The sequence below is a fragment of the Stenotrophomonas sp. 86428_Sma genome, assembly GCF_056481585.1.
In genome coordinates this window covers 3440457-3460804 of record NZ_CM151156.1, presented here as the reverse complement: position 1 = coordinate 3460804, position 20348 = coordinate 3440457, and the positions used below count along the sequence as shown (strand labels likewise).

Sequence of the window (20348 nt, the reverse complement as noted above, 5' to 3'; positions counted from 1 at the left end):
GAATCCGCGCCGCCTCCAGATGCGGGGGGGCGCCCACAAGATCATAGGATCCGAATGTCGCAGCAAACCACCATCCGCAAGCTTGCCGAACTGGTCAACACGCCGGTCGAAAAACTGCTGGAACAGCTGGCCGGTGCCGGCATGAAGTTCAGCGGTCCCGACCAGGTCGTGACCAGCACCGAGAAGGTGAAGCTCCTGGGCTTCCTTCGTCGTTCGCACGGCAAGCCCGAGCAGGCCCCGGAAGAGAGCGATCAGTCTGCAAAGAAGATCACGCTCAACCGCCGGAAGCAGCAGGAAGTGACGGTCAATTCCGGTCGCAGCAAGACGACCGTGAATGTCGAGGTGCGCCAGAAGCGCACCTACGTCAAGGATGGTGCGCGCGCCATGACGCCGGACGAAGAGCGCGCCGACATCCTGCGCAAGCTGGAAGAGTCGCGCGCCCGCAACCTCGCCGAACAGCAGGCCCTGGCCGAGAAGGATCGTCTGCGCGACGAAGCCATCGTCCGTGCCCGTGAGGAAGAGATTGCGGCCAAGGAACGCGCAGAGGCCGAGAAGAAGGCTGCCGAGGAAGCTGCGGCCGCCGCCAAGGCTGCCGAGGCACTGGCTGCCACCAAGCCCAAGCGCGCTCCGATCGATGAAACCGCGCCGCGTCCGCCGCGCACGCCGGCCGCCGCTCCGGCTGCGCCGCGCAGTGCGCCGCCGCCGCCGCGCAACGACGACCGCAACAACCGCAGCGCGCCGCGCAACGAGCGTGGCCCGGGCGACCGTTTCGCCGGCCAGATGCACCTGTCGGCTGCCGACCGTGCGCGTCGTGGCAACAGCAACAACAGCAACACCCGTGGTCGGCCGGGTGGCCGTAACCAGGCCGGTGGCCGTCGCGACATGTCGCGCGGTGGCAACAATGCCGGCCCGCACGCCTTCGAGCGTCCGACCGCGCCGGTGGTGCGTGAAGTGGCGATCGGCGACACGATCACCGTGGCCGACCTGGCGCAGAAGCTCGCGCTGAAGGGCGGCGAGGTGGTCAAGGCGCTGTTCAAGATGGGCGTGATGGCCACCATCACCCAGTCCATCGACCACGACACCGCCGCGCTGGTGACCGAAGAACTCGGCCACAAGGCGATCCGTGCCAACGACAACGACGCCGAAGACGCACTGCTGGCCTCGACCGGTGAAAACCAGGGCGAAGCCACCCAGCGTCCGCCGGTGGTCACCATCATGGGCCACGTCGATCACGGCAAGACCTCGCTGCTGGATTACATCCGCCGCACCAAGGTCGCCACCGGCGAAGCCGGCGGCATCACCCAGCACATCGGTGCCTACCACGTGGATACGCCGAAGGGCGTGATCAGCTTCCTGGATACCCCGGGCCATGCTGCCTTCACCTCGATGCGTGCCCGCGGCGCCAAGCTGACCGATATCGTGGTGCTGGTCGTGGCCGCCGATGACGGCGTCATGCCGCAGACCAAGGAAGCGATCCAGCACGCCCGTTCGGCGGGTGTGCCGCTGATCGTGGCGATCAACAAGATCGACAAGTCCGACGCCGACCCGATGCGGGTCAAGAACGAACTGCTGTCCGAGCAGGTCGTGGCCGAAGATTTCGGTGGTGACACCCAGATGGTGGAGATCTCGGCCAAGACCGGCCTGGGCATCGACGATCTGCTGGACGCCATCTCGATCCAGGCCGAACTGCTGGAACTGAAGGCCGTCGACGAAGGCCGCGCCTCGGGCGTGGTGATCGAATCGTCGCTGGACAAGGGCCGCGGCCCGGTCGCTACCGTGCTGGTGCAGCAGGGCCGCCTGAAGAAGGGCGACTACCTGGTGTGCGGCATCCAGTACGGCCGCGTGCGTGCGCTGTTCGACGAAACCGGCAAGCAGCCGGAATTCGCCGGCCCTTCCATCCCGGTGCAGGTCCTGGGTCTGTCCGGCGTGCCGGAAGCCGGTGACGACTTCGTGGTGGTCGAGGACGAGCGTCTGGCCAAGGACGTTGCCCAGCAACGTGAGACCAAGCGCCGTGAATCGCGCCTGGTCGCCACCGCCGGCAGCCGCATGGAAGACATCATGGCGACCCTGGGCAAGGGCGAAGGCCAGCAGGTCCTCAACCTGGTCATCAAGGCCGACGTGCAGGGTTCGGTGCAGGCCCTCAGCCAGGCGCTGGTGGCGCTGTCCAACGAAGACATCCGCATCAACGTGATCCACTCCGGCGTGGGCGGCATCACCGAATCGGACGCCAACTCGGCGGCCGCTTCGAAGGCCACCGTCATCGGCTTCAACGTGCGTGCGGACGCTTCGGCCCGTCGCATCATCGAATCCAACGGCGTCGATCTGCGTTACTTCTCGATCATCTATGACGTGATCGATCAGGTGAAACAGGTGGCTTCCGGTCTGCTGGGCGTGGAGATCCGCGAAGAGATCATCGGTATCGCCGAGGTCCGCGACGTCTTCCGCAGCTCCAAGCTGGGCGCCGTGGCCGGCTCGATGGTCATCGAGGGCGTGGTCAAGCGCAACAAGCCGATCCGCGTGCTGCGCGACAGCGTGGTGATCTTCGAGGGCGAGCTGGAATCGCTGCGTCGCTTCAAGGAGAACGTCGAGGAAGTCCGCAACGGTACCGAGTGCGGTATCGCGGTGAAGGCCTACAACGACGTCAAGCCGGGTGACCAGATCGAGTGCTTCGAGCGTATCGAAGTGCCGCGCACCCTGTAATTGCTGCAACGGACCAGCCCTCACGGGCCGGTCCACCCCCTGGTGGGGCCCGATCAAGGTCGGGCCGCTCCTCCTGGTAGGACCCGACCTTGGTCGGGTCACATTTGAATCGAGAGCCCGACCGCGTGCCCAAGACTTTCCATCGAACCGACCGTGTCTCCGCCCAGCTGCGCCGTGAACTCGGCACCCTGGTGCACAACGCTGTGCGCGAGCACGGGTTGCCCTCGGTGAGCGTGTCCGACGTGGAAATCACCCGCGACATGGCCCATGCCAAGGTGTTCGTCACCGCGCTGATGCCGGAACGTTCGGCCGAAGCCGTGGCCGGCCTGAAGGAGCTGGGCTACCGCCTGCGCATGGACCTGGCACGCGCGATGAAGCTGCGCCACGTGCCGGAGCTGCATTTCCACTACGACGACTCGGTCGACCGTGGTGAGCACATCGACAACATCCTGCGCGATCTGCCTGATACGTTGGCCGCCGAGAAGCGTCGCGAGAGCGACGAAGAATAACCGCGCGACGCCGGGCATGCCCGGCGTCGTTGCATTCCGGCTGCGCGATGTCTGATGCAGACCGCGCTGCAGCAGTCGAGCATGGCTCGACTCTACAAAATCCTGTCATGACCCGAATTCAGTTCCGCCGCCTGGATGGCATCCTGCTGCTCGACAAGTCGACCGGCATGAGCTCCAACGCCGCCCTGCAGGTGGCCCGTCGCCTGTTCCGTGCCGAAAAGGGTGGCCATACCGGCAGCCTTGACCCGCTGGCCACCGGCCTGCTTCCGCTGTGCTTCGGCGAGGCAACCAAGATCGCCGGCCTGCTGCTCGGCTCGGGCAAGGCCTACGACGCCGAGATCGTGCTGGGCCAGACCACCGATACCGACGATGCCGAAGGCCAGGTGCTGCTGCAGCGCCCGGTGCCGGCCATCAGTGCCGAAGCGCTGCAGGCCGCACTGGCGGCGCTGACCGGCAACATCCGCCAGCGTGCCCCGATCTATTCGGCGCTGAAGCAGGGCGGTGAGCCGCTGTATGTGAAGGCCCGCCGCGGCGATGTCATCGAAGCGCCCGAACGCGAGGTGCAGGTACATGCCATCGAGGTGCTGGAGCAGCAGCCGGAACGGTTGCGGCTGCGCGTCACCTGCGGCTCCGGCACCTACATCCGCAGCCTGGCCCGCGACCTGGGCGAGGCGCTGGGCTGTGGTGCCCACATCAGCGCACTGCGTCGGCTCTGGGTCGAGCCGTTCCGTGAGCCGGTGATGGTCACCCTGGACCAGCTGCGGGCGATGGTCGAGGCGGGTGACGAGGCGGGCATGGACGCGCTGCTGCTGCCGCTGGCGGCCGGCCTGGCCGAGTACCCGCGGGTCGACCTGGATGCCGACCAGGCCCACCGCTTCTGCGTCGGCCAGCGCCAGCGCGATCTGTCCTGGCCGCGTGGCCTGGTGGCGGTGTTTGGTCCGGACGACGCTGTCCAGGGCCTGGGCCAGGTCGACGAAAGCGGCCTGCTGGCCCCGCAGCGTCGTTTCAACCTCTGACCGGGCCCGGGCGGTTCAGCCCCGGTCCTTGTCCCGGAAGCCCCCGACCGTTACAATTTCGCGGCCGTTTTCCGGCAGCCTGCCTGGCGCAGGTTTCATCCTCGTAGTCCACGGCGAGCCTGGCGGTGCGCGAAGCGCGTTCCTGCCGGCCACGCATCACAGAGAAAATGAAATGTCGATCGACACCCAGAAGGTCATTGAAGACAACAAGCGCAGCTCGGCTGACACCGGCTCCCCGGAAGTCCAGGTTGCGCTGCTGACCGCCCGCATCGAACTGCTGACCGGCCACTTCAAGACCCACAAGAAGGATCACCACAGCCGCCGCGGCCTGCTGCAGATGGTCAACCGCCGTCGCAGCCTGCTCGACTACCTGAAGAAGAAGGACGTCGAGCGCTACAAGGCCCTGATCGAGAAGCTTGGCCTGCGTCGCTAAGCAACGAATCCCCCGCGGCGCAGCGATGCGCCGCGGTTTTGTTTTGTAGTACCGCAATCCCCGATTCGGGCCGGAACGATCCGGCCACCCGCTGGCGGCAAGGGTCGCCGACGGTCCAAATTCGCAGACAGCATCCCCAAGGACACCCTCCGTGGCAAAAATCACCAAAACCTTCCAGTACGGCAAGCACACCGTCACGCTTGAGACCGGCGAAGTCGCCCGTCAGGCCAGCGGCGCCGTCATCGTCAAGATGGACGACACCGTACTGCTGGTCACCGCCGTCGCCGCCAAGAGCGCGCGCGAAGGCCAGGACTTCTTCCCGCTGACCGTCGATTATCAGGAAAAGTTCTACGCCGGCGGCCGTATCCCGGGTGGTTTCTTCAAGCGTGAAGGCCGTGCGACCGAGAAGGAAACCCTGATCTCGCGTCTGATCGACCGTCCGATCCGTCCGCTGTTCCCGGAAGACTACAAGAACGAAGTGCAGATCATCGCCACGGTCATGTCGTTGAACCCGGACGTGGACGGCGACATCCCGGCCCTGATCGGTGCCTCCGCTGCCCTGGCCCTGGCCGGTACCCCGTTCATGGGTCCGATCGGCGCTGCCAAGGTCGGTTACAAGAACGGCGAGTACATCCTGAACCCGACCGTCAGCGAACTGGCTGACTCGCAGCTGGAACTGGTCGTCGCCGGTACCTCCAACGCCGTGCTGATGGTTGAATCCGAAGCCGCGCTGCTGTCCGAAGAAGTGATGCTGGGCGCCGTGACCTTCGGTCACCGCGAAATGCAGAAGGTCATCAACGCGATCAACGAGCTGACCGTCGAAGCCGGCACCAAGCCGTCGACCTGGGAAGCCCCGGCCAAGAACGACGCGCTGATCTCCGCCCTGAAGGAAGCCATCGGCCCGCGCCTGGGCGAAGCCTTCCAGGTGCGTGACAAGCTGCAGCGCCGCGACGCCATCTCGGCAATCAAGAAGGACGTGTTCGAAACCCTGGCTGGCCGCGTGGCCGCCGAAGGCTGGAACCCGGCCGAGCTGTCGAAGGAATTCGGCGAGCTGGAATACCGCACCATGCGTGACTCGGTGCTGGACACCAAGGTCCGTATCGACGGCCGTGCGCTGGACACCGTCCGCCCGATCGCCGTGAAGACCGGCGTGCTGCCGCGTACCCACGGTTCCTCGCTGTTCACCCGTGGCGAAACCCAGGCCATCGTGACCATCACCCTGGGCACCGCCCGTGACGGCCAGGTCATCGACGCCGTTGCCGGTGAGTACAAGGAAAACTTCCTGTTCCACTACAACTTCCCCCCGTTCTCGGTGGGTGAGTGCGGCCGCATGATGGGCCCGAAGCGCCGCGAAATCGGCCACGGTCGCCTGGCCAAGCGCGGCGTGCTGGCTGTCATGCCGTCGCTGGAAGCCTTCCCGTACACCATCCGCGTCGTCTCGGAAATCACCGAGTCGAACGGTTCCTCGTCGATGGCATCGGTCTGCGGTTCGTCGCTGGCCCTGATGGACGCCGGCGTGCCGGTGAAGGCGCCGGTTGCCGGTATCGCCATGGGTCTGGTCAAGGAAGGCGAGCGTTTCGTCGTCCTGTCCGACATCCTGGGTGACGAAGATCACCTGGGCGACATGGACTTCAAGGTGGCCGGTACCGCTGAGGGCATCTCCGCCCTGCAGATGGACATCAAGATCGAAGGCATCACCGAAGAGATCATGAAGCAGGCCCTGCAGCAGGCCAAGGCTGGCCGTCTGCACATCCTGGGCGAAATGGCCCACGGCCTGACCGCTCCGCGTGAAGAGCTGTCGGACTACGCGCCGCGCCTGCTGACCATCAAGATCCACCCGGACAAGATCCGCGAAGTGATCGGCAAGGGTGGCTCGACCATCCAGGCCATCACCAAGGAAACCGGCACCCAGATCGACATCCAGGACGACGGCACCATCGTCATCGCTTCGGTCAATGCCATCGCTGCCCAGGCCGCCAAGGCCCGCATCGAGCAGATCACCTCGGACGTCGAGCCGGGCCGCATCTACGAAGGCAAGGTCGCCAAGATCATGGACTTCGGTGCGTTCGTCACGATCCTGCCGGGCAAGGACGGTCTGGTCCACGTGTCGCAGATCTCCAGCGATCGCGTCGAGAAGGTCGGCGACGTGCTGAAGGAAGGCGATGTGGTCAAGGTCAAGGTGCTGGAAGTCGACAAGCAGGGCCGTATCCGCCTGTCGATGAAGGCCGTTGAAGAAGGCGAAGCCGCCAGCGCCGAATAATCGACCTCCGGTCGATTACGGTAGGTGTCAACCTTGGTTGACACGCTCCTGGAATCGCTGAAATGAAAAAGCGGGCTTCGGCCCGCTTTTTCTTTGCCTGGAATCCTGTGGATGAGGACCGTTGGTCCTTGCACTTACGCGTCTTCTTCGTCCTCCCCCAGCCACCAGACCTGGCCTGGCTCCGGGTCGCTCATCGGGTGCTCGCGCTGTTCGATGGCCTCCAGCACCCGGCCGGGGGCTGCAGCGACCCACACCGCCATGAGCTTTTCCACCGCAGCCCGGCCCTGTGCGGCCACGCCGAGGTCACGTTCGCGTCTCCATTGGTCTTCATCTGGCGCCTCATCACCATGCTGGTGCGGCGTGCCGTAGCTGCAGCGGCGGCACAGCCGGCGCACGGTAGCCGTCCAGTCCTCGACCATGCCGATGCCGGGCAGGGTGATTGCCTCCAGCGCAGCGATGTCATCGGCCGAATCGCACTGCACGAACACGGTGAAGGTCGCCATGTCCGATGCCTGCAGGCGCTGCATCGCGTTGAACACCGGCACCTGGCGCTCGCCGTAGGTGCGATGGCCGGTTGATGCGCCGTCGTGCAGCACGATGTCGCCGAAGCGGAAGCCGCTTTCGGGCAGCGGTACGTTGTCGATGCGTGCACGCACCGGATCAATGCGGCTCATGTACACCACCTCGGCGTCGGACCATGGCGCCAGGCGCACGCAGGCCACGCCGAAGTGGCCCTCGATCGGGCCCTCGCCTTCGGGCAGGGTGATGCCACAGCGGGCCCACTGGCGCCGTGCTTCGGCCCAGTTGCCCATGCCGGTGGCCGCGATGCCGGCATTCCAGGCGGTGGCGACATCGAATTCCCCACGCAGCTGCTCCGATTGCAGGTTGTCCTGCAGTGAGGCAGCCCAGTCGCGCAGGTACTTGTGCGCCAATCCGCGCATGTAATGCAGGTACGGCACTTCGGGGGCGAGTGCGATCAGCTCGCCGAACAGCGCCACCGCCTGCTGCAGGTCGCCCTCTCGGAAGGCGGCGTAGGCGCGTGCCTCCAGGGCCTGGCATTCGTCGAGGGTTTCGTCGTCCAGCAGGTCGCCGTCGTCGAGGTTGTCGTGGTCGGTGCTCATGTCCATGCGCGGTTGAAGGTCCGCGGCTACCTTAGCCGATGCGCGAGCCCGCGAACGCAGCGTCGGCGTGTGTCCTGCTGCAGTGCATGAGGGTCGTTGCATGACTGGTGCGTTGTCGTCATCCGGCGGGATGCACTTGTCCACTGGACGACATGCCACGACAACCGTCCCACAGCCCCATCCGTTTGCTAACGTGGCTGCGCCTTCGAACCGGGAGATCCCATGTTCCGCCAGACTGTGGTTGCCCTTGCCGTGCTGATTGCCGGTGCTTTGCCCATAGCCGTGCATGCGGCACCCGCGCAGCCGCCGATCTTCGGTGCCTACTACCCCGGTGGTTCGGCCGAGCGCTACCCGGTGTCGAGCATTCCGGCCGAGCGCCTCACCCACCTGTTCTACGCGTTCTCCACCATCGAGGACGGGCGCTGCACGATCGGTGCGGAAGCGCCGAAGAATTTCGCGGCGCTGGCCGAGCTGAAGAAGGCGCACCCGCATCTGCGCACGTTGATTTCGATCGGTGGCTGGGGCGCAGGTGGATTCTCCGATGCAGCGCTGACCGAGGGCAGCCGCAAGCGCCTGGTCGACTCATGCATGGCGCTGTTCTTCGATCGTCATGCTGGCAGTTTCGATGGCGTGGACATCGACTGGGAGTTCCCGGTCAGTGGCGGACCGAAGGAGCTGGCACACCGCCCGCAGGACCGCGCCAATCTGACCCGGCTCGCGCAGGCGTTCCGCGTGGCCCTTGATGCGCATGGCCGCAAGGCGGGGCAGCCGATGCTGTTGACCGCCGCACTGGCCGCCGGTCGCCTGCAGACCGATGGCCCCTATGATCCAGCCGCAAGCTATGACCTGCCGGCGCTGGCCAAGGTGTTCGATTTCATCAACCTGATGAGCTACGACATGGGCACCGGCTTCTCGGCGGTGTCGACGTTCAATGCGCCCCTGCATGAAGTGCCGACCGATCCGCTGGCGCCGGAACTGCGGCGCTGGAACAACGTTGCCGGCGCGGTGCAGTACTACCGCGAGCGCGGGGTGCCAGCCCACAAGCTGGTGCTGGGTGTGCCGTTCTACGGGCGCGGCTTCAAGGTCACCGGCGATGCGCCGGATGGGCTGTACCAGTCCTACAGTGCACCGGCCGATGCCGGCGACTGGCGCGTGATCAAGGCGCGCTATCTCGACCAGCCGGGCTGGACGAAGCACTGGCAACCACAGGCGCAGAGCCCGTGGCTGTACAACGCCGAGCAGAAGGTTTTCATCAGCTATGAAGACCCGCGCTCGATCGGCCTGCGTGCGCAGTTCGCCCGCGAGCAGGGCCTGGCCGGCGTCTTCATGTGGGAGCTGACCGGCGACGACGAACAGGCCAGCCTGCTCAACGCCATGCTGGGCCCCTGGCAGAAGGCGCGCATCGGCGATTGAGCTGCATCAGGCGATGTCCGGCGCAACGCCGCAACGCCATCGGCCCGACCCCGCACAGCATGTCCATGCCCGTAGCGCTATGCTGCGGGTATGATCCATCTCGAACGCCTGGACCATCTGGTCCTCACCGTCGCCGACATCGACCGCAGCTGTGATTTCTATCAGCGCGTGCTCGGCATGCAGGTCGTGCGCTTCGGCGCCGGTCGTACCGCGCTGCAGTTCGGCCAGCAGAAGATCAACCTGCATCCGGCCAGCGCCCCGCTGCAACCGCATGCGCTGCGGCCCATGCCGGGCAGCGCCGATCTGTGCCTGGTCACGCGCACGGCGACGACCGATGTGCTGGCTCACCTGCAGGCGCAGTCCGTTGCAGTGGAGGAGGGGCCGGTCGCACGTACCGGCGCGCTGGGGCCGATCGAATCGGTGTACTTCCGCGACCCGGATGGCAACCTGATCGAAGTGAGTCGTTACCCCGGCGAGGCATGATCCTGCTTGGGTAGCGTCGAACTTGCTCGACGGAGCTTGGCGCGAGATCAACAGCTGTCGAGCATGCTCGACGCTACAGGGGGCGTTGCGCGTAACGGTCGGTAGCGCCGGGCCATGCCCGGCGACGGCTCAGTTGGCCCAGACGCTGTTGGGGTCGCCATTGCGGGCGCGGCGTTGGCTGGCCACAGCCAGGCGGGCGAAGCCGAAGGCCATGGCCAGCGCGATGGCATCGACCCAGAACAGCGGCCAGTGGCCACGCGCGGCCGCACGCCACAGCCAGTCACCATTGAGCGCGCCATGCAGGATCGGCACCAGCGCGGTGCTGATCGCCGCCGCCCACAGCAGTTCGCGTGCCGCCTGCGCCGGGCGTCGCAGCGCGGCCCACAGCGCACAGGCCGCCCAGCTGCCGAAGCAGGCCCAGCGGATGCCGTGGTCGACCGCGGACGGTGCCAGCCGCTCCAGCACCAGTGCGGTGACGAACGCCACCGAAATCGCAACGCACAGCCCGATGCAGACGCCGACCGTGGCCCGTGCCATGTTCACCCCGGCACGCGGTTGCTGCGGCTGGCGACGCTTGCGCCGCGATTCGATCCACAACAGGTTGCCGGAGTAGAACAGGAAGGCACCGCCAAGGCCGAGCAGGAAGTACAGCCAGACCACCACGCCGTTGCCGAACTCGCCGAAGTGCAGCGCGTAGGCGGCGCTGAGCGTGGCGTGGTTGGCGTCGCGCTGGCCGGGCAGCTGCGAGGCCAGGACGTTGCCGGTGGCCACGTCCAGTGCCACCGCGCCGAGCGGGCCGAGCGTGCCGGTGGATTCGCCGGTGATCTCGATGGTGGCGTTGGCATCGCCGGCGTTGGCCAGCTTCAGGTAGGCCGGTTCGAAATTGGCCACGCCCTGTGCGCGGGCCACTTCAAGCGCGCGTGCATGCAGCAGGCGCAGGCTGCCAGGCGGTGCCGGGATGCCGCTGGCGTCGCGCACGGGCGCGGTGTCCATTGCGGTCGGTACCGCCTGCAGGGCCTTGCCGTCGTAGATCAGCGGGTTGAGCAGGGCCATCTGCACGAACACCAGGCAGAGCAGGGCGCCAGTGACCGCGAACATCAGGTGGAAGGGCAGGCTGAGCACGCCGATCACGTTGTGCGCGTCCTGCCACAGTTGTTTCAGGTTGCGGCCCGGACGCAGCGCGAACAGATCACCGAACAGCTTCGGCAGGTGGATCACCAGGCCGCTGAGCAGGGCCATGCCATACAGCAGGCTGACGATGCCCATCACGTAGATGCCGGCCACCGGCAGGCCGAGGCTGTAATGCAGCTCGTTGACCAGTTCGGCCAGCCCGGTCTGTGGCGGCGTGGTGCTGCCGGCGATCTGTCCCGGCCAGGCGTAGCGCCAGCTGCCGTCATCGGCCTGCCAGTAGGCCAGTGGCTGCGGGTGTTCGGTGCCGGGGAAGGTCATGCCGACGTGGCGGCGCGCTTCCGGATGCGCGGCAAGCACGTCTTCCAGCAGGTACTGCGCGTCGTCCAGGCCGGCGGGGAGTGCGGTGGCTGCACCGGGCGTCTGCCACAGCGGCAGGTCGTGGTGGAACAGGGTCAGCGCACCCGCGTAGAAGGCCACGAACAGGCCGAAGCCGGCAACCAGGCCGACCCAGGTGTGCAGGGTGGTGAACGTGCGCAGCGTCTGCGAACTGAACTTCATGGGAAAGGTCTCATTGCACCGCGCCGGTCAGGCGCAGCAGCCCGAGCACGGCAAAGCCGGCGGCGGCGCTGCCGGCCAGCACCAGCCAGGCGCGCAGCGCGCTGCGGAAACTGAACGCCCACAGGGCGGCCAGCATCCACAGCGGGATGAAGGCGATGAGGGTCGGCACCAGCGCCCGTTGCCACGGGCCGGGCGGCAGCCACGCCAGCAGGCCGGTGACGGCGGCGGCGAGGAGGAAGCCGGCGATGATGCCGGCAAGGGCACGCGGCCACATCAGGGCGACTCCGTACCGGGGCGGTGCCAGGCCGCCAGCGCCGGCAGCAGCATGGCGGCCAGCATCCAGGTGCACAGCATCGCCACCAGGCCGGCGGCAAAACCGAGCTCGGCCATCCACAGCCACAGCGCGGCGGCAGCGGCGACCAGGCCGATCTGGCGGCCAAGGCGGCCGGCACGGCGCAGGCGCGGCCAGCGGCAGTGCGGCGAGGCGGCATAGAACGCCAGCGCCGAGAACATCGCCGCCAGCATGCCCAGGCTGCAGAAGCCGAGCGTGGAAAGGCCGACGGTGATCATCGCGGGCGGCCAGCGTGGCAGCGGGCCGGCGAACGCGGGGCACGGGCGGGGCCGGCGGGAGCCGGTCGGAGCGGGTGGCGCATCACGGGGTCCTGGGGGAAAGCGGGCAGGCTGGCACAGGGCGGCCTGCGCCGACATGGTAATCATTGCAATTTCACGCCGCCAGCGAGACCCATTCAGCGGACCGTACGGTAGCCCTTGGGCTTTCCGCCGGGCTGGTTTAAGATCATCGCAGAACCCTGACTGGAACAAGGTGGCCCGCGCCCAGCGCCGGCCGAGCGTGCGACATGAGCACTACCACCGCCCACTGTTGACCTGCCCCCGAAGGCCCTGTGTTCCAGGCGCCCTCGTGGCGCTTTTTTATTGCCCGGGCGCCGCCCCGGGAACGCTTTCCAGCCCGCCCCGCGGGCCCCGCACGAAGCCACTGCGATGATCAACATTACTCTTCCCGACGGCAGCCGCCGCGAATTCGAAAACCCCGTCAGCGTCATGGAGGTCGCCCAGTCGATCGGCGCCGGCCTGGCCAAGGCCACCATCGCCGGTGCCGTGGATGGCGTGCTGGTCGATGCCAGCGACGTCATCGACCACGATGCCAGCCTGCGCATCATCACCGCCAAGGACGAGGAGGGCGTGGAGATCATCCGCCACTCCTGCGCCCACCTGGTCGGCCACGCCGTCAAGCAGCTGTACCCGGACGTGAAGATGGTGATCGGCCCAGTGATCGCCGAGGGCTTCTACTACGACATCTACTCCGAGCGCCCGTTCACCCCGGACGACATGGCCGCGATCGAGAAGCGCATGGGTGAACTGATCGCCCAGGACTACGACGTGATCAAGAAGGTGACGCCGCGCGCCGAAGTGATCGAGATCTTCAAGGCCCGTGGCGAGGACTACAAGCTGCGCCTGATCGAGGACATGTCCGACGACATCCAGGCGATGGGCATGTATTACCACCAGGAATACGTGGACATGTGCCGCGGCCCGCACGTGCCGAACACGCGCTTCCTGAAGGCCTTCAAGCTGACCCGCATCTCCGGTGCCTACTGGCGCGGTGACGCGCAGAACGAGCAGCTGCAGCGCATCTACGGCACCGCCTGGGCCGACAAGAAGCAGCTCGAGGCGTACATCAAGCGCATCGAAGAAGCCGAGATGCGCGACCACCGCCGCATCGGCAAGCAGCAGGACCTGTTCCACCTGCAGGAAGAAGCGCCGGGCCTGGTGTTCTGGCACCCGAAGGGCTGGGCACTGTGGCAGGTGGTCGAGCAGTACATGCGCAAGGTGTACCGCAAGACCGGCTACGGCGAAGTGCGCTGCCCGCAGATCCTGGACGTGAGCCTGTGGCAGAAATCCGGCCACTGGGACAACTACCAGGACGCGATGTTCTTCACCGAATCGGAGAAGCGCACCTACGCGCTCAAGCCGATGAACTGCCCGGGCCACGTGCAGGTGTTCAACCAGGGCCTGCACAGCTACCGCGACCTGCCGATCCGCTATGGTGAGTTCGGTGCCTGCCACCGCAACGAGCCGTCCGGCGCGCTGCACGGCATCCTGCGCGTGCGTGGTTTCACCCAGGACGACGGCCACGTGTTCTGCACCGAAAACCAGGTCGAGGCGGAAGTGACCGCGTTCCACCAGCAGGCGCTGGCGGTCTACCAGCACTTCGGCTTCGATGAGATCCAGGTCAAGATCGCGCTGCGTCCGGAATCGCGCCTGGGCGATGACGCCACCTGGGACAAGGCCGAGGGCGCGCTGCGCTCGGCACTGTCCAGCAACGGGGTGGAGTGGCAGGAGCTGCCGGGCGAGGGCGCCTTCTACGGCCCGAAGATCGAGTACCACCTGAAGGACGCGATCGGCCGTACCTGGCAGCTGGGCACCATGCAGGTCGACTTCATGATGCCGGGCCGCCTGGGCGCCGAGTACGTGGACGAGAACAGCCAGAAGAAGCACCCGGTCATGCTGCATCGCGCCATCGTGGGCTCGATGGAGCGCTTCCTGGGCATCCTGATCGAGCACCATGCCGGCCAGTTCCCGACCTGGCTGGCGCCGACCCAGGTGGTGGTGGCCAACATCACCGACGCTCAGGCCGAGTACGTCTCGGGCGTGACCAAAACCCTTGCGGAGCAAGGCTTCCGCGTCAGCTCGGATTTGCGTAACGAGAAGATCGGCTATAAAATCCGCGAGCATACGTTGCAGCGCGTGCCCTACCTGCTGGTCATTGGTGACCGCGAGAAGGAAAATGGGGCTGTGGCGGTGCGTACGCGTTCTGGCGAAGACCTGGGCAGCATGAGCCTGCAGGCCTTCATCGAGCGGCTCCAGGCCGAGGGCGCGTAAGCAAAGGTCCGGTCCGGGGGCACAGGCACCCGGACCGGTTCGATACCCTTGGGAGAACGTAATATCAGCACCCCTGACAACAAACAGAACCGCAAGAATCAGGAAATCCGTGTGCCGCGCGTCCGCGTGATCGGCAGTGACGGAGAAATGATCGGCGTGTTGTCGCGCGACGAAGCGCTGTCCATGGCCGAAGATGAAGGCCTGGACCTGGTCGAAATCCAGCCGCAGGCCGATCCGCCGGTCTGCAAGATCATGGACTTCGGCAAGTTCAAGTTCGAAGCGCAGAAGAAGGCCAGCGAGGCCAAGAAGAAGACCAAGCAGGTCGAGATCAAGGAAGTGAAGTTCCGTCCGGTCACGGACGAGGGCGACTACCAGATCAAGCTGCGCAAGATGCGCGGGTTCCTCGAGGATGGTGACAAGATCAAGGTCAACATCCGTTTCCGTGGCCGTGAAATGAGCCACCAGGAACTGGGCCGCGAAATGGCCAACCGGATCGAGACCGATCTGGGCGAGGACATCGTCATTGAATCCCGTCCGCGCCTGGAAGGGCGTCAGATGGTCATGATGATCGCGCCGAAGAAGAAGACCTGAGGCCTGACGGGCCGCCTTCCGGGGCGCCTGGCTGAATGGTTCAGGGTAGAGGGACGCCATGGGCGTCCCTTTGCTTTTGCAGGACGCCGGTGAATTGCCGGCGAAAGGGTTGCAGGGGCTGGTGGCAGGGCGGTTTTGCCTGTATCATGCCCGGCTCGACCCACCCAGGACGGGTCGTACGCCGATCATGGCAGGACGGAAAGAGCGGCCCAGGCCGCCGCCAGATCAGTCAGAAACCAGGGTCATATCCCATCAAGGACATTGCAATGCCCAAGATCAAGACCAACCGGGCAGCGGCCAAGCGTTTCCGCAAGACCGCCTCGGGCAAGTACAAGTGCGGCCACGCCAACCGTAGCCACATCCTCACGAAGAAAGCGACCAAGCGTAAGCGTAATCTGCGTCAGACGGGCCATGTCCGTGCAGAAGACGCAGGCCGTCTGGACCGCATGCTCCCTTACCTCTGAGGAACTGAAAAATGGCACGAGTTAAGCGTGGCGTACAGGCGCGTCGCCGCCACAAGAAGATTCTGGATCTCGCCAAGGGCTATTACAACGCCCGTCGCAAGGTCTTCCGCGTCGCCAAGCAGGCGGTCATCAAGGCACAGCAGTACGCCTACATCGGCCGTAAGCAGAAGAAACGCAACTTCCGTTCGCTGTGGATCACCCGTATCAATGCGGCTGCCCGCATCAACGGCCTGAGCTACAGCCGCTTCATGAACGGTCTGCTGAAGGCCGGCATCACCCTGGATCGCAAGGTCCTGGCTGACATCGCCGTGCACGACGCAGCCGGCTTTACCGCGCTGGCCGAAAAGGCCAAGGGCGCGCTGGCGGCATAAGTCCTTCCCGATGCCGTAACCGTTCACTCGGAACGGTGTCAGGTCAAGGCAATGCATGGGGAAGGGCGCAAGTCCTTCCCCATTCTTTTTTGGGTCCCGGTGAGGCCATGACGGCAGCGCGGGGACGGCGGTGGCGACAGGGGTCGGCCCTTCGCGCATCGCGATGGCAGATCGACTGGAGTTCCGGCCCCCCATGAGCGACATCCAATCCCTCACCACCCAGGCGCTGGCCGATGTGGCCGCCGCACAGAGCCCCGACGTGCTGGAACAGCTGCGCGTGGCCCTGCTTGGCAAGAGTGGCAGCATCACCTCGCAGCTCAAGCAGCTCGGTGCCCTGCCGGCCGACGAGCGCAAGTCCGCCGGTGAAGCGATCAACCAGGCCCGCGACACGCTGACCCGCGCGCTGGGCGAGCGCAAGGCGCTGCTGGAAGACGCGGCACTGGACGCGCGCCTGGCTGCCGAAGCCATCGACATCACCCTGCCGGGCCGCAATGGCGACCGCGCCGGCCTGCATCCGATCACCCGCACCCTGGAGCGCATCACCGGCATCTTCGGCCGGCTGGGCTACGAGCTCTCTGAAGGGCCGGAGATCGAGGACGACTGGCACAACTTCGAGGCGCTGAACTTCCCGCCGCACCATCCGGCGCGCGCCATGCACGACACCTTCTATTTCGGCGACGGCCGCCTGCTGCGCACGCATACCTCCGGTGTGCAGGTGCGCTACATGGGCGACCACGCGCCGCCGCTGCGCATGATCGCCGCCGGCAAGGTGTACCGCAGCGACAGCGACCAGACCCATTCGCCGATGTTCCACCAGGTGGAAGGCCTGCTGGTGGACGAGCATTCGACCTTCGCCGACCTGAAGGGCACGCTGGCCGAGTTCGTGCGCGCCTTCTTCGAGCGCGACTTCGAGATGCGCTTCCGCCCCAGCTATTTCCCGTTCGTTGAACCGGGCGCGGAAGTGGACATCGCCTGGCAGCAGCCCGATGGCAGCACCCGCTGGCTGGAAGTGCTCGGCTGCGGCATGGTCCATCCGAACGTGCTGCGAAACGTCGGCATCGATCCGGAGCGCTACACCGGCTTTGCCTTCGGCATGGGCGTGGAGCGCTTTGCGATGTTGCGTTACGGCGTCAACGATCTGCGCGCGTTCTTCGAGAACGACGTGCGCTTCCTCAAGCAGTTCGCGTAAGCGCCGGTCCGTAGAGTCGAGCTTGCTCGACTGCTTCTAAATTCGCAGGCCCAGGCGCATGCGCCGGGCCCACCAGGGTGACACCATGAAATTCTCCGAAAACTGGCTGCGCAGCCACGTCCCGACCCGCGCTTCGCGCGATGAACTGAGTGCGGTGCTGACCGCCATCGGCCTGGAAGTGGAAGACGTGACCGCGCTGGGCGAAGGCCTCGAGCACGTGGTCGTGGCGCGCATCGTCGACGCCGTACGCCATCCGGAAGCCGACCGCCTGCAGGTGTGCAGGGTCGATGCCGGGCAGGGCGAGCTGCTGCAGATCGTGTGCGGCGCACCGAACGCACGTCCGGGCCTGGTTGCGCCGCTGGCGATGGTCGGCGCGCAGATTGGCGAGCTGAAGATCAAGCCGGCCAAGCTGCGCGGTGTCGAGTCCAACGGCATGCTGTGCTCGGCCAGGAGAGCTGGGCCTGGACAACGATGCCTCCGGCCTGCTGGAGCTGCCGGATGACGCACCGGTCGGCCAGGCTCTGGTCGAGTACCTGGGCCTGCCGGACGCCAGCATCGAGATCAAGCTGACCCCGAACCGCGCCGACTGCTTCAGCCTGCGCGGTATCGCCTACGACGTCGCCGCGGCCACCCGCAGCGACGTGCTGGATTTCACCGCCGAGGCGATTCCCGCCATCGGCAGCCGTGAGCTGGCCATCCAGCTCGACGCCGGCGCCGAAGCACCGCGTTACCTGGGCCGCGTCATCGAAGGTGTCAACGCCGCCGCCAAGACCCCGCTGTGGATGGCCGAGCGCCTGCGCCGCAGTGGCGTGCGCCCGGTCTCGCTGCTGGTCGACATCACCCAGTACGTGATGCTCGAGCTCGGCCAGCCGATGCATGCCTACGACCTGGGCACCCTGCAGGGCAGCATCGCCGTGCGCCGTTCGCGTGCCGGCGAGAGCCTGAAGCTGCTGGATGGCCGCGATGCCGCGCTGGACGACAGCTTCCTGGTGGTCACCGACGCCGATCGCGCGGTCGGCCTGGCCGGCCTGATGGGTGGCTTCGACACCCGCGTCACCGACGTCACCACTGCCGTGTTCCTGGAAGCCGCGCACTTCGCCCCGGCATCGATCATGGGCCGTGGCCGCAAGCTGGGCCTGCACACCGATGCCGGCCACCGTTTCGAGCGTGGTGTCGATCCGGCACTGCCGCGTACCGCGATCGAGTACGCCACCCGCCTGGTGCTGGACCTGGCCGGCGGTACCCCGGCGCCGGTCACCGAGGCCGTGCGTGAGGCCGATCTGCCGCAGCCGGCAACCATCGTGCTGCGCCGCGCCCGCATCACCCGCGTGCTCGGCATCACCATCGACGATGCGGAAGTCGAGCGCATCCTGCGCGCGCTGGGCATGGACGTGGTTGCCACCGCCAACGGCTGGCAGGTCACGGCGCCGAGCCGCCGCTTCGACATCGCCATCGAAGAAGACCTGATCGAAGAGCTGGCGCGCATCCACGGTTACGAGCAGATCCCGACCACGCTGCCGGGCGGCGCCTCGCGCGTGGCGATGCCGAGCGAGACCCAGCTGGACGCACTGAGCGTGCGCCGCCAGCTGATCGCCCGTGACCAGCAGGAAACCGTCAATTTCGCTTTCGTCGACGATGCGCTGCTGAGCCAGTGGCAGCTGCGCGACGGCCTGGTACCGCTGGCCAACCCGCTGTCGGCGGAACTGGCGGTGATGCGCCCGTCGCTGCTGCCAGGCCTGGTCGCCACGTTGGGCCGCAACGCCGCCCGCCAGATCGGCCGCGTGCGCCTGTTCGAGTTGGGCCGCGTGTTCGCCCAGCAGGCCGGCGACGCGTCGCTCGGCGAAAGCCGGCCGGCGCCGCTGGAGACCCCGCGCGTGGCCGCTGCGGTCTGTGGCGATGCACAGGCACTGCAGTGGGGCCTGCCGGCCCGCAAGGTCGATTTCCATGACCTGAAGGGCGATCTGGAATCGCTGGCCGCTGCCAGTGGTGCGGTACTGGAGTTCCGCCCGTCGGCCCGCCCCTACGGCCACCCGGCCCGTTCAGCCGAGGTGTTCCGTGATGGCGTGGCGATCGGCTGGATCGGCCAGGTTCATCCGCGCCTGGCCAAGGCAATGGACATCGAAGCCGACGTCTATGCCTTCGAGCTGGACCTGGAGCCGCTGACCGCCCGCCGCCTGCCGCGTGCCGGCGAATTGTCGCGCTTCCCGGCAGTGCGTCGCGACCTGGCATTCCTGGTGCCTGAACAGGTGGCCTGGGCCGACCTCGCGGCCACCGTCCGCCAGGCCGCCGGTCCGCTGCTGCGCGACCTGAACCTGTTCGACCGCTACGTCGGCCAGGGCGTCGAGCCGGGATTCAAGAGTCTCGCTATGGGCTTGATTTTGCAGGACAAGTCGCGCACTCTGACGGACCGCGACGTGGATGCGGTGGTGGCCGAGGCGGTCACTGCCATCGAGCGTGAACATCACGCCCGGATCCGCGGCTGAGCGGGCAGCACTCGGGGGTAGCAGGCAATGGCATTGACCAAGGCGGAGATGGCGGAAAAGCTGTTCGACGAAGTCGGTCTGAACAAGCGGGAAGCCAAGGAATTCGTCGACGCGTTTTTCGATGTGCTGCGTGAAGCATTGGAACAGGGACGTCAGGTGAAGCTGTCGGGCTTCGGTAATTTCGATCTGCGGCGCAAGAACCAGCGCCCGGGTCGCAACCCCAAGACCGGCGAGGAAATTCCGATTTCCGCCCGTACGGTGGTCACCTTCCGTCCGGGCCAGAAGCTCAAGGAGAGGGTGGAAGCTTATGCTGGATCCGGGCAGTAACCGCGAACTACCGCCGATCCCGGCCAAGCGCTACTTCACAATTGGTGAGGTCAGCGAGCTGTGCGACGTCAAGCCGCACGTCCTGCGCTACTGGGAAACCGAGTTTCCCAGCCTTGAGCCGGCCAAGCGCCGAGGCAACCGCCGCTACTACCAGCGCCATGACGTGCTGATGGTGCGGCAGATCCGCAGCCTGCTGTACGAACAGGGCTACACCATCGGTGGTGCACGCCTGCGTCTGGATGGTCCCGATGCCCGCGAGGAATCGGCGCTGAGCAACCAGATCATCAAGCAGGTGCGCATGGAGCTGGAAGAAGTGCTGCAGTTGTTGCGCCGCTGATCCCATTTCCATCGTAATCCGCTATACTTCACGGCCCGCCGCACTGGCGGGCACATCGCAG

General features: G+C 66.3%; 18 protein-coding genes and 1 pseudogene. 15 read left to right on the top strand and 4 right to left on the bottom strand.

The genetic code is table 11. The annotated features are described in order from the left end of the window. The first annotated feature begins 54 nt into the window (after positions 1–54). The 5 genes from infB to pnp all read left to right on the top strand — a co-directional run bounded on the left by infB (position 55) and on the right by pnp (position 6918). On the top strand, positions 55–2700 hold the full coding sequence (gene infB, locus ACZK3J_RS16000) for a translation initiation factor IF-2 (RefSeq protein ID WP_478476063.1): 2646 nt from the start codon (positions 55–57) through the stop codon (positions 2698–2700). Positions 2701–2825: 125 nt separating this feature from the next. Beyond that, a complete protein-coding gene (gene rbfA, locus ACZK3J_RS15995; protein WP_005410447.1) occupies positions 2826–3209 on the top strand; it encodes a 30S ribosome-binding factor RbfA in 384 nt (127 codons plus the stop codon). A gap of 107 nt (positions 3210–3316) precedes the next feature. Continuing rightward, the gene (truB, locus tag ACZK3J_RS15990) at positions 3317–4225 is read left to right on the top strand and encodes a tRNA pseudouridine(55) synthase TruB (RefSeq protein ID WP_478476062.1); all 909 of its coding nucleotides are present in this window, start codon (positions 3317–3319) and stop codon (positions 4223–4225) included. Positions 4226–4397: 172 nt separating this feature from the next. Next, entirely contained in the window at positions 4398–4658 is a 261-nt protein-coding gene (rpsO, locus tag ACZK3J_RS15985) for a 30S ribosomal protein S15 (RefSeq protein WP_005410445.1), read from the top strand. Between the two features lie 151 nt (positions 4659–4809). Beyond that, positions 4810–6918, top strand: coding sequence for a polyribonucleotide nucleotidyltransferase (gene pnp / locus ACZK3J_RS15980; RefSeq protein ID WP_134951918.1), 2109 nt, complete (start codon positions 4810–4812; stop codon positions 6916–6918). 134 nt (positions 6919–7052) lie between these two features. Here the strand turns inward: pnp and ACZK3J_RS15975 are convergent, their stop codons facing one another. After that, entirely contained in the window at positions 7053–8039 is a 987-nt protein-coding gene (locus ACZK3J_RS15975; RefSeq protein ID WP_223224731.1) for a tetratricopeptide repeat protein, read from the bottom strand. A 222-nt stretch (positions 8040–8261) separates the two neighbouring features. On the opposite strand from ACZK3J_RS15975, the gene ACZK3J_RS15970 reads away from it, so the two are divergent. Together ACZK3J_RS15970 and ACZK3J_RS15965 are read left to right on the top strand one after the other, a co-directional pair. Continuing rightward, positions 8262–9452 carry a glycoside hydrolase family 18 protein gene (locus tag ACZK3J_RS15970; protein ID WP_149909457.1) on the top strand — a complete coding sequence of 397 codons (1191 nt, stop codon included), beginning with the start codon at positions 8262–8264 and terminating at the stop codon, positions 9450–9452. Positions 9453–9542: 90 nt separating this feature from the next. Then, entirely contained in the window at positions 9543–9935 is a 393-nt protein-coding gene (locus ACZK3J_RS15965; RefSeq protein ID WP_049401221.1) for a VOC family protein, read from the top strand. Positions 9936–10064: 129 nt separating this feature from the next. Here the strand turns inward: ACZK3J_RS15965 and ACZK3J_RS15960 are convergent, their stop codons facing one another. The 3 genes from ACZK3J_RS15960 to ACZK3J_RS15950 are packed head-to-tail and all read right to left on the bottom strand — an operon-like array spanning position 10065 to position 12194. Next, positions 10065–11624: a PepSY-associated TM helix domain-containing protein gene (locus tag ACZK3J_RS15960; RefSeq protein WP_149909456.1), complete on the bottom strand. Its 1560-nt coding sequence runs from the start codon at positions 11622–11624 to the stop codon at positions 10065–10067. 10 nt (positions 11625–11634) lie between these two features. Continuing rightward, positions 11635–11898 (bottom strand): membrane protein, encoded by a 264-nt coding sequence (locus tag ACZK3J_RS15955; RefSeq protein WP_032128657.1) that lies wholly within the window; start codon positions 11896–11898, stop codon positions 11635–11637. Continuing rightward, positions 11898–12194: a hypothetical protein gene (locus ACZK3J_RS15950; protein ID WP_005410439.1), complete on the bottom strand. Its 297-nt coding sequence runs from the start codon at positions 12192–12194 to the stop codon at positions 11898–11900. The genes ACZK3J_RS15955 and ACZK3J_RS15950 overlap by 1 nt, the downstream gene beginning before the upstream one ends. A gap of 429 nt (positions 12195–12623) precedes the next feature. Between ACZK3J_RS15950 and thrS the strand changes: the two genes are divergently transcribed. The 8 genes and pseudogenes from thrS (at position 12624) to ACZK3J_RS15910 (ending at position 20287) form a co-directional block, all read left to right on the top strand. Next, positions 12624–14525: a threonine--tRNA ligase gene (gene thrS / locus ACZK3J_RS15945; RefSeq protein ID WP_049401217.1), complete on the top strand. Its 1902-nt coding sequence runs from the start codon at positions 12624–12626 to the stop codon at positions 14523–14525. Between the two features lie 48 nt (positions 14526–14573). After that, complete coding sequence (infC, locus tag ACZK3J_RS15940) at positions 14574–15116, top strand: translation initiation factor IF-3 (RefSeq protein WP_005410437.1); 543 nt, start codon at positions 14574–14576, stop codon at positions 15114–15116. Between the two features lie 266 nt (positions 15117–15382). Further along, positions 15383–15580 (top strand): 50S ribosomal protein L35, encoded by a 198-nt coding sequence (rpmI, locus tag ACZK3J_RS15935; protein WP_005410436.1) that lies wholly within the window; start codon positions 15383–15385, stop codon positions 15578–15580. Between the two features lie 11 nt (positions 15581–15591). Continuing rightward, positions 15592–15951, top strand: a complete 360-nt coding sequence (gene rplT / locus ACZK3J_RS15930) for a 50S ribosomal protein L20 (RefSeq protein WP_006380762.1) — start codon at positions 15592–15594, stop codon at positions 15949–15951. Between the two features lie 193 nt (positions 15952–16144). After that, entirely contained in the window at positions 16145–17140 is a 996-nt protein-coding gene (locus ACZK3J_RS15925) for a phenylalanine--tRNA ligase subunit alpha (RefSeq protein ID WP_110712975.1), read from the top strand. An 85-nt stretch (positions 17141–17225) separates the two neighbouring features. Continuing rightward, positions 17226–19623 (top strand): annotated as a pseudogene (pheT, locus tag ACZK3J_RS15920) (phenylalanine--tRNA ligase subunit beta). Between the two features lie 27 nt (positions 19624–19650). After that, the gene (locus tag ACZK3J_RS15915; protein WP_005410432.1) at positions 19651–19950 is read left to right on the top strand and encodes an integration host factor subunit alpha; all 300 of its coding nucleotides are present in this window, start codon (positions 19651–19653) and stop codon (positions 19948–19950) included. Then, positions 19931–20287 carry a MerR family transcriptional regulator gene (locus tag ACZK3J_RS15910; RefSeq protein ID WP_005410431.1) on the top strand — a complete coding sequence of 119 codons (357 nt, stop codon included), beginning with the start codon at positions 19931–19933 and terminating at the stop codon, positions 20285–20287. The genes ACZK3J_RS15915 and ACZK3J_RS15910 overlap by 20 nt, the downstream gene beginning before the upstream one ends. The last annotated feature ends 61 nt before the right edge of the window (positions 20288–20348 follow it).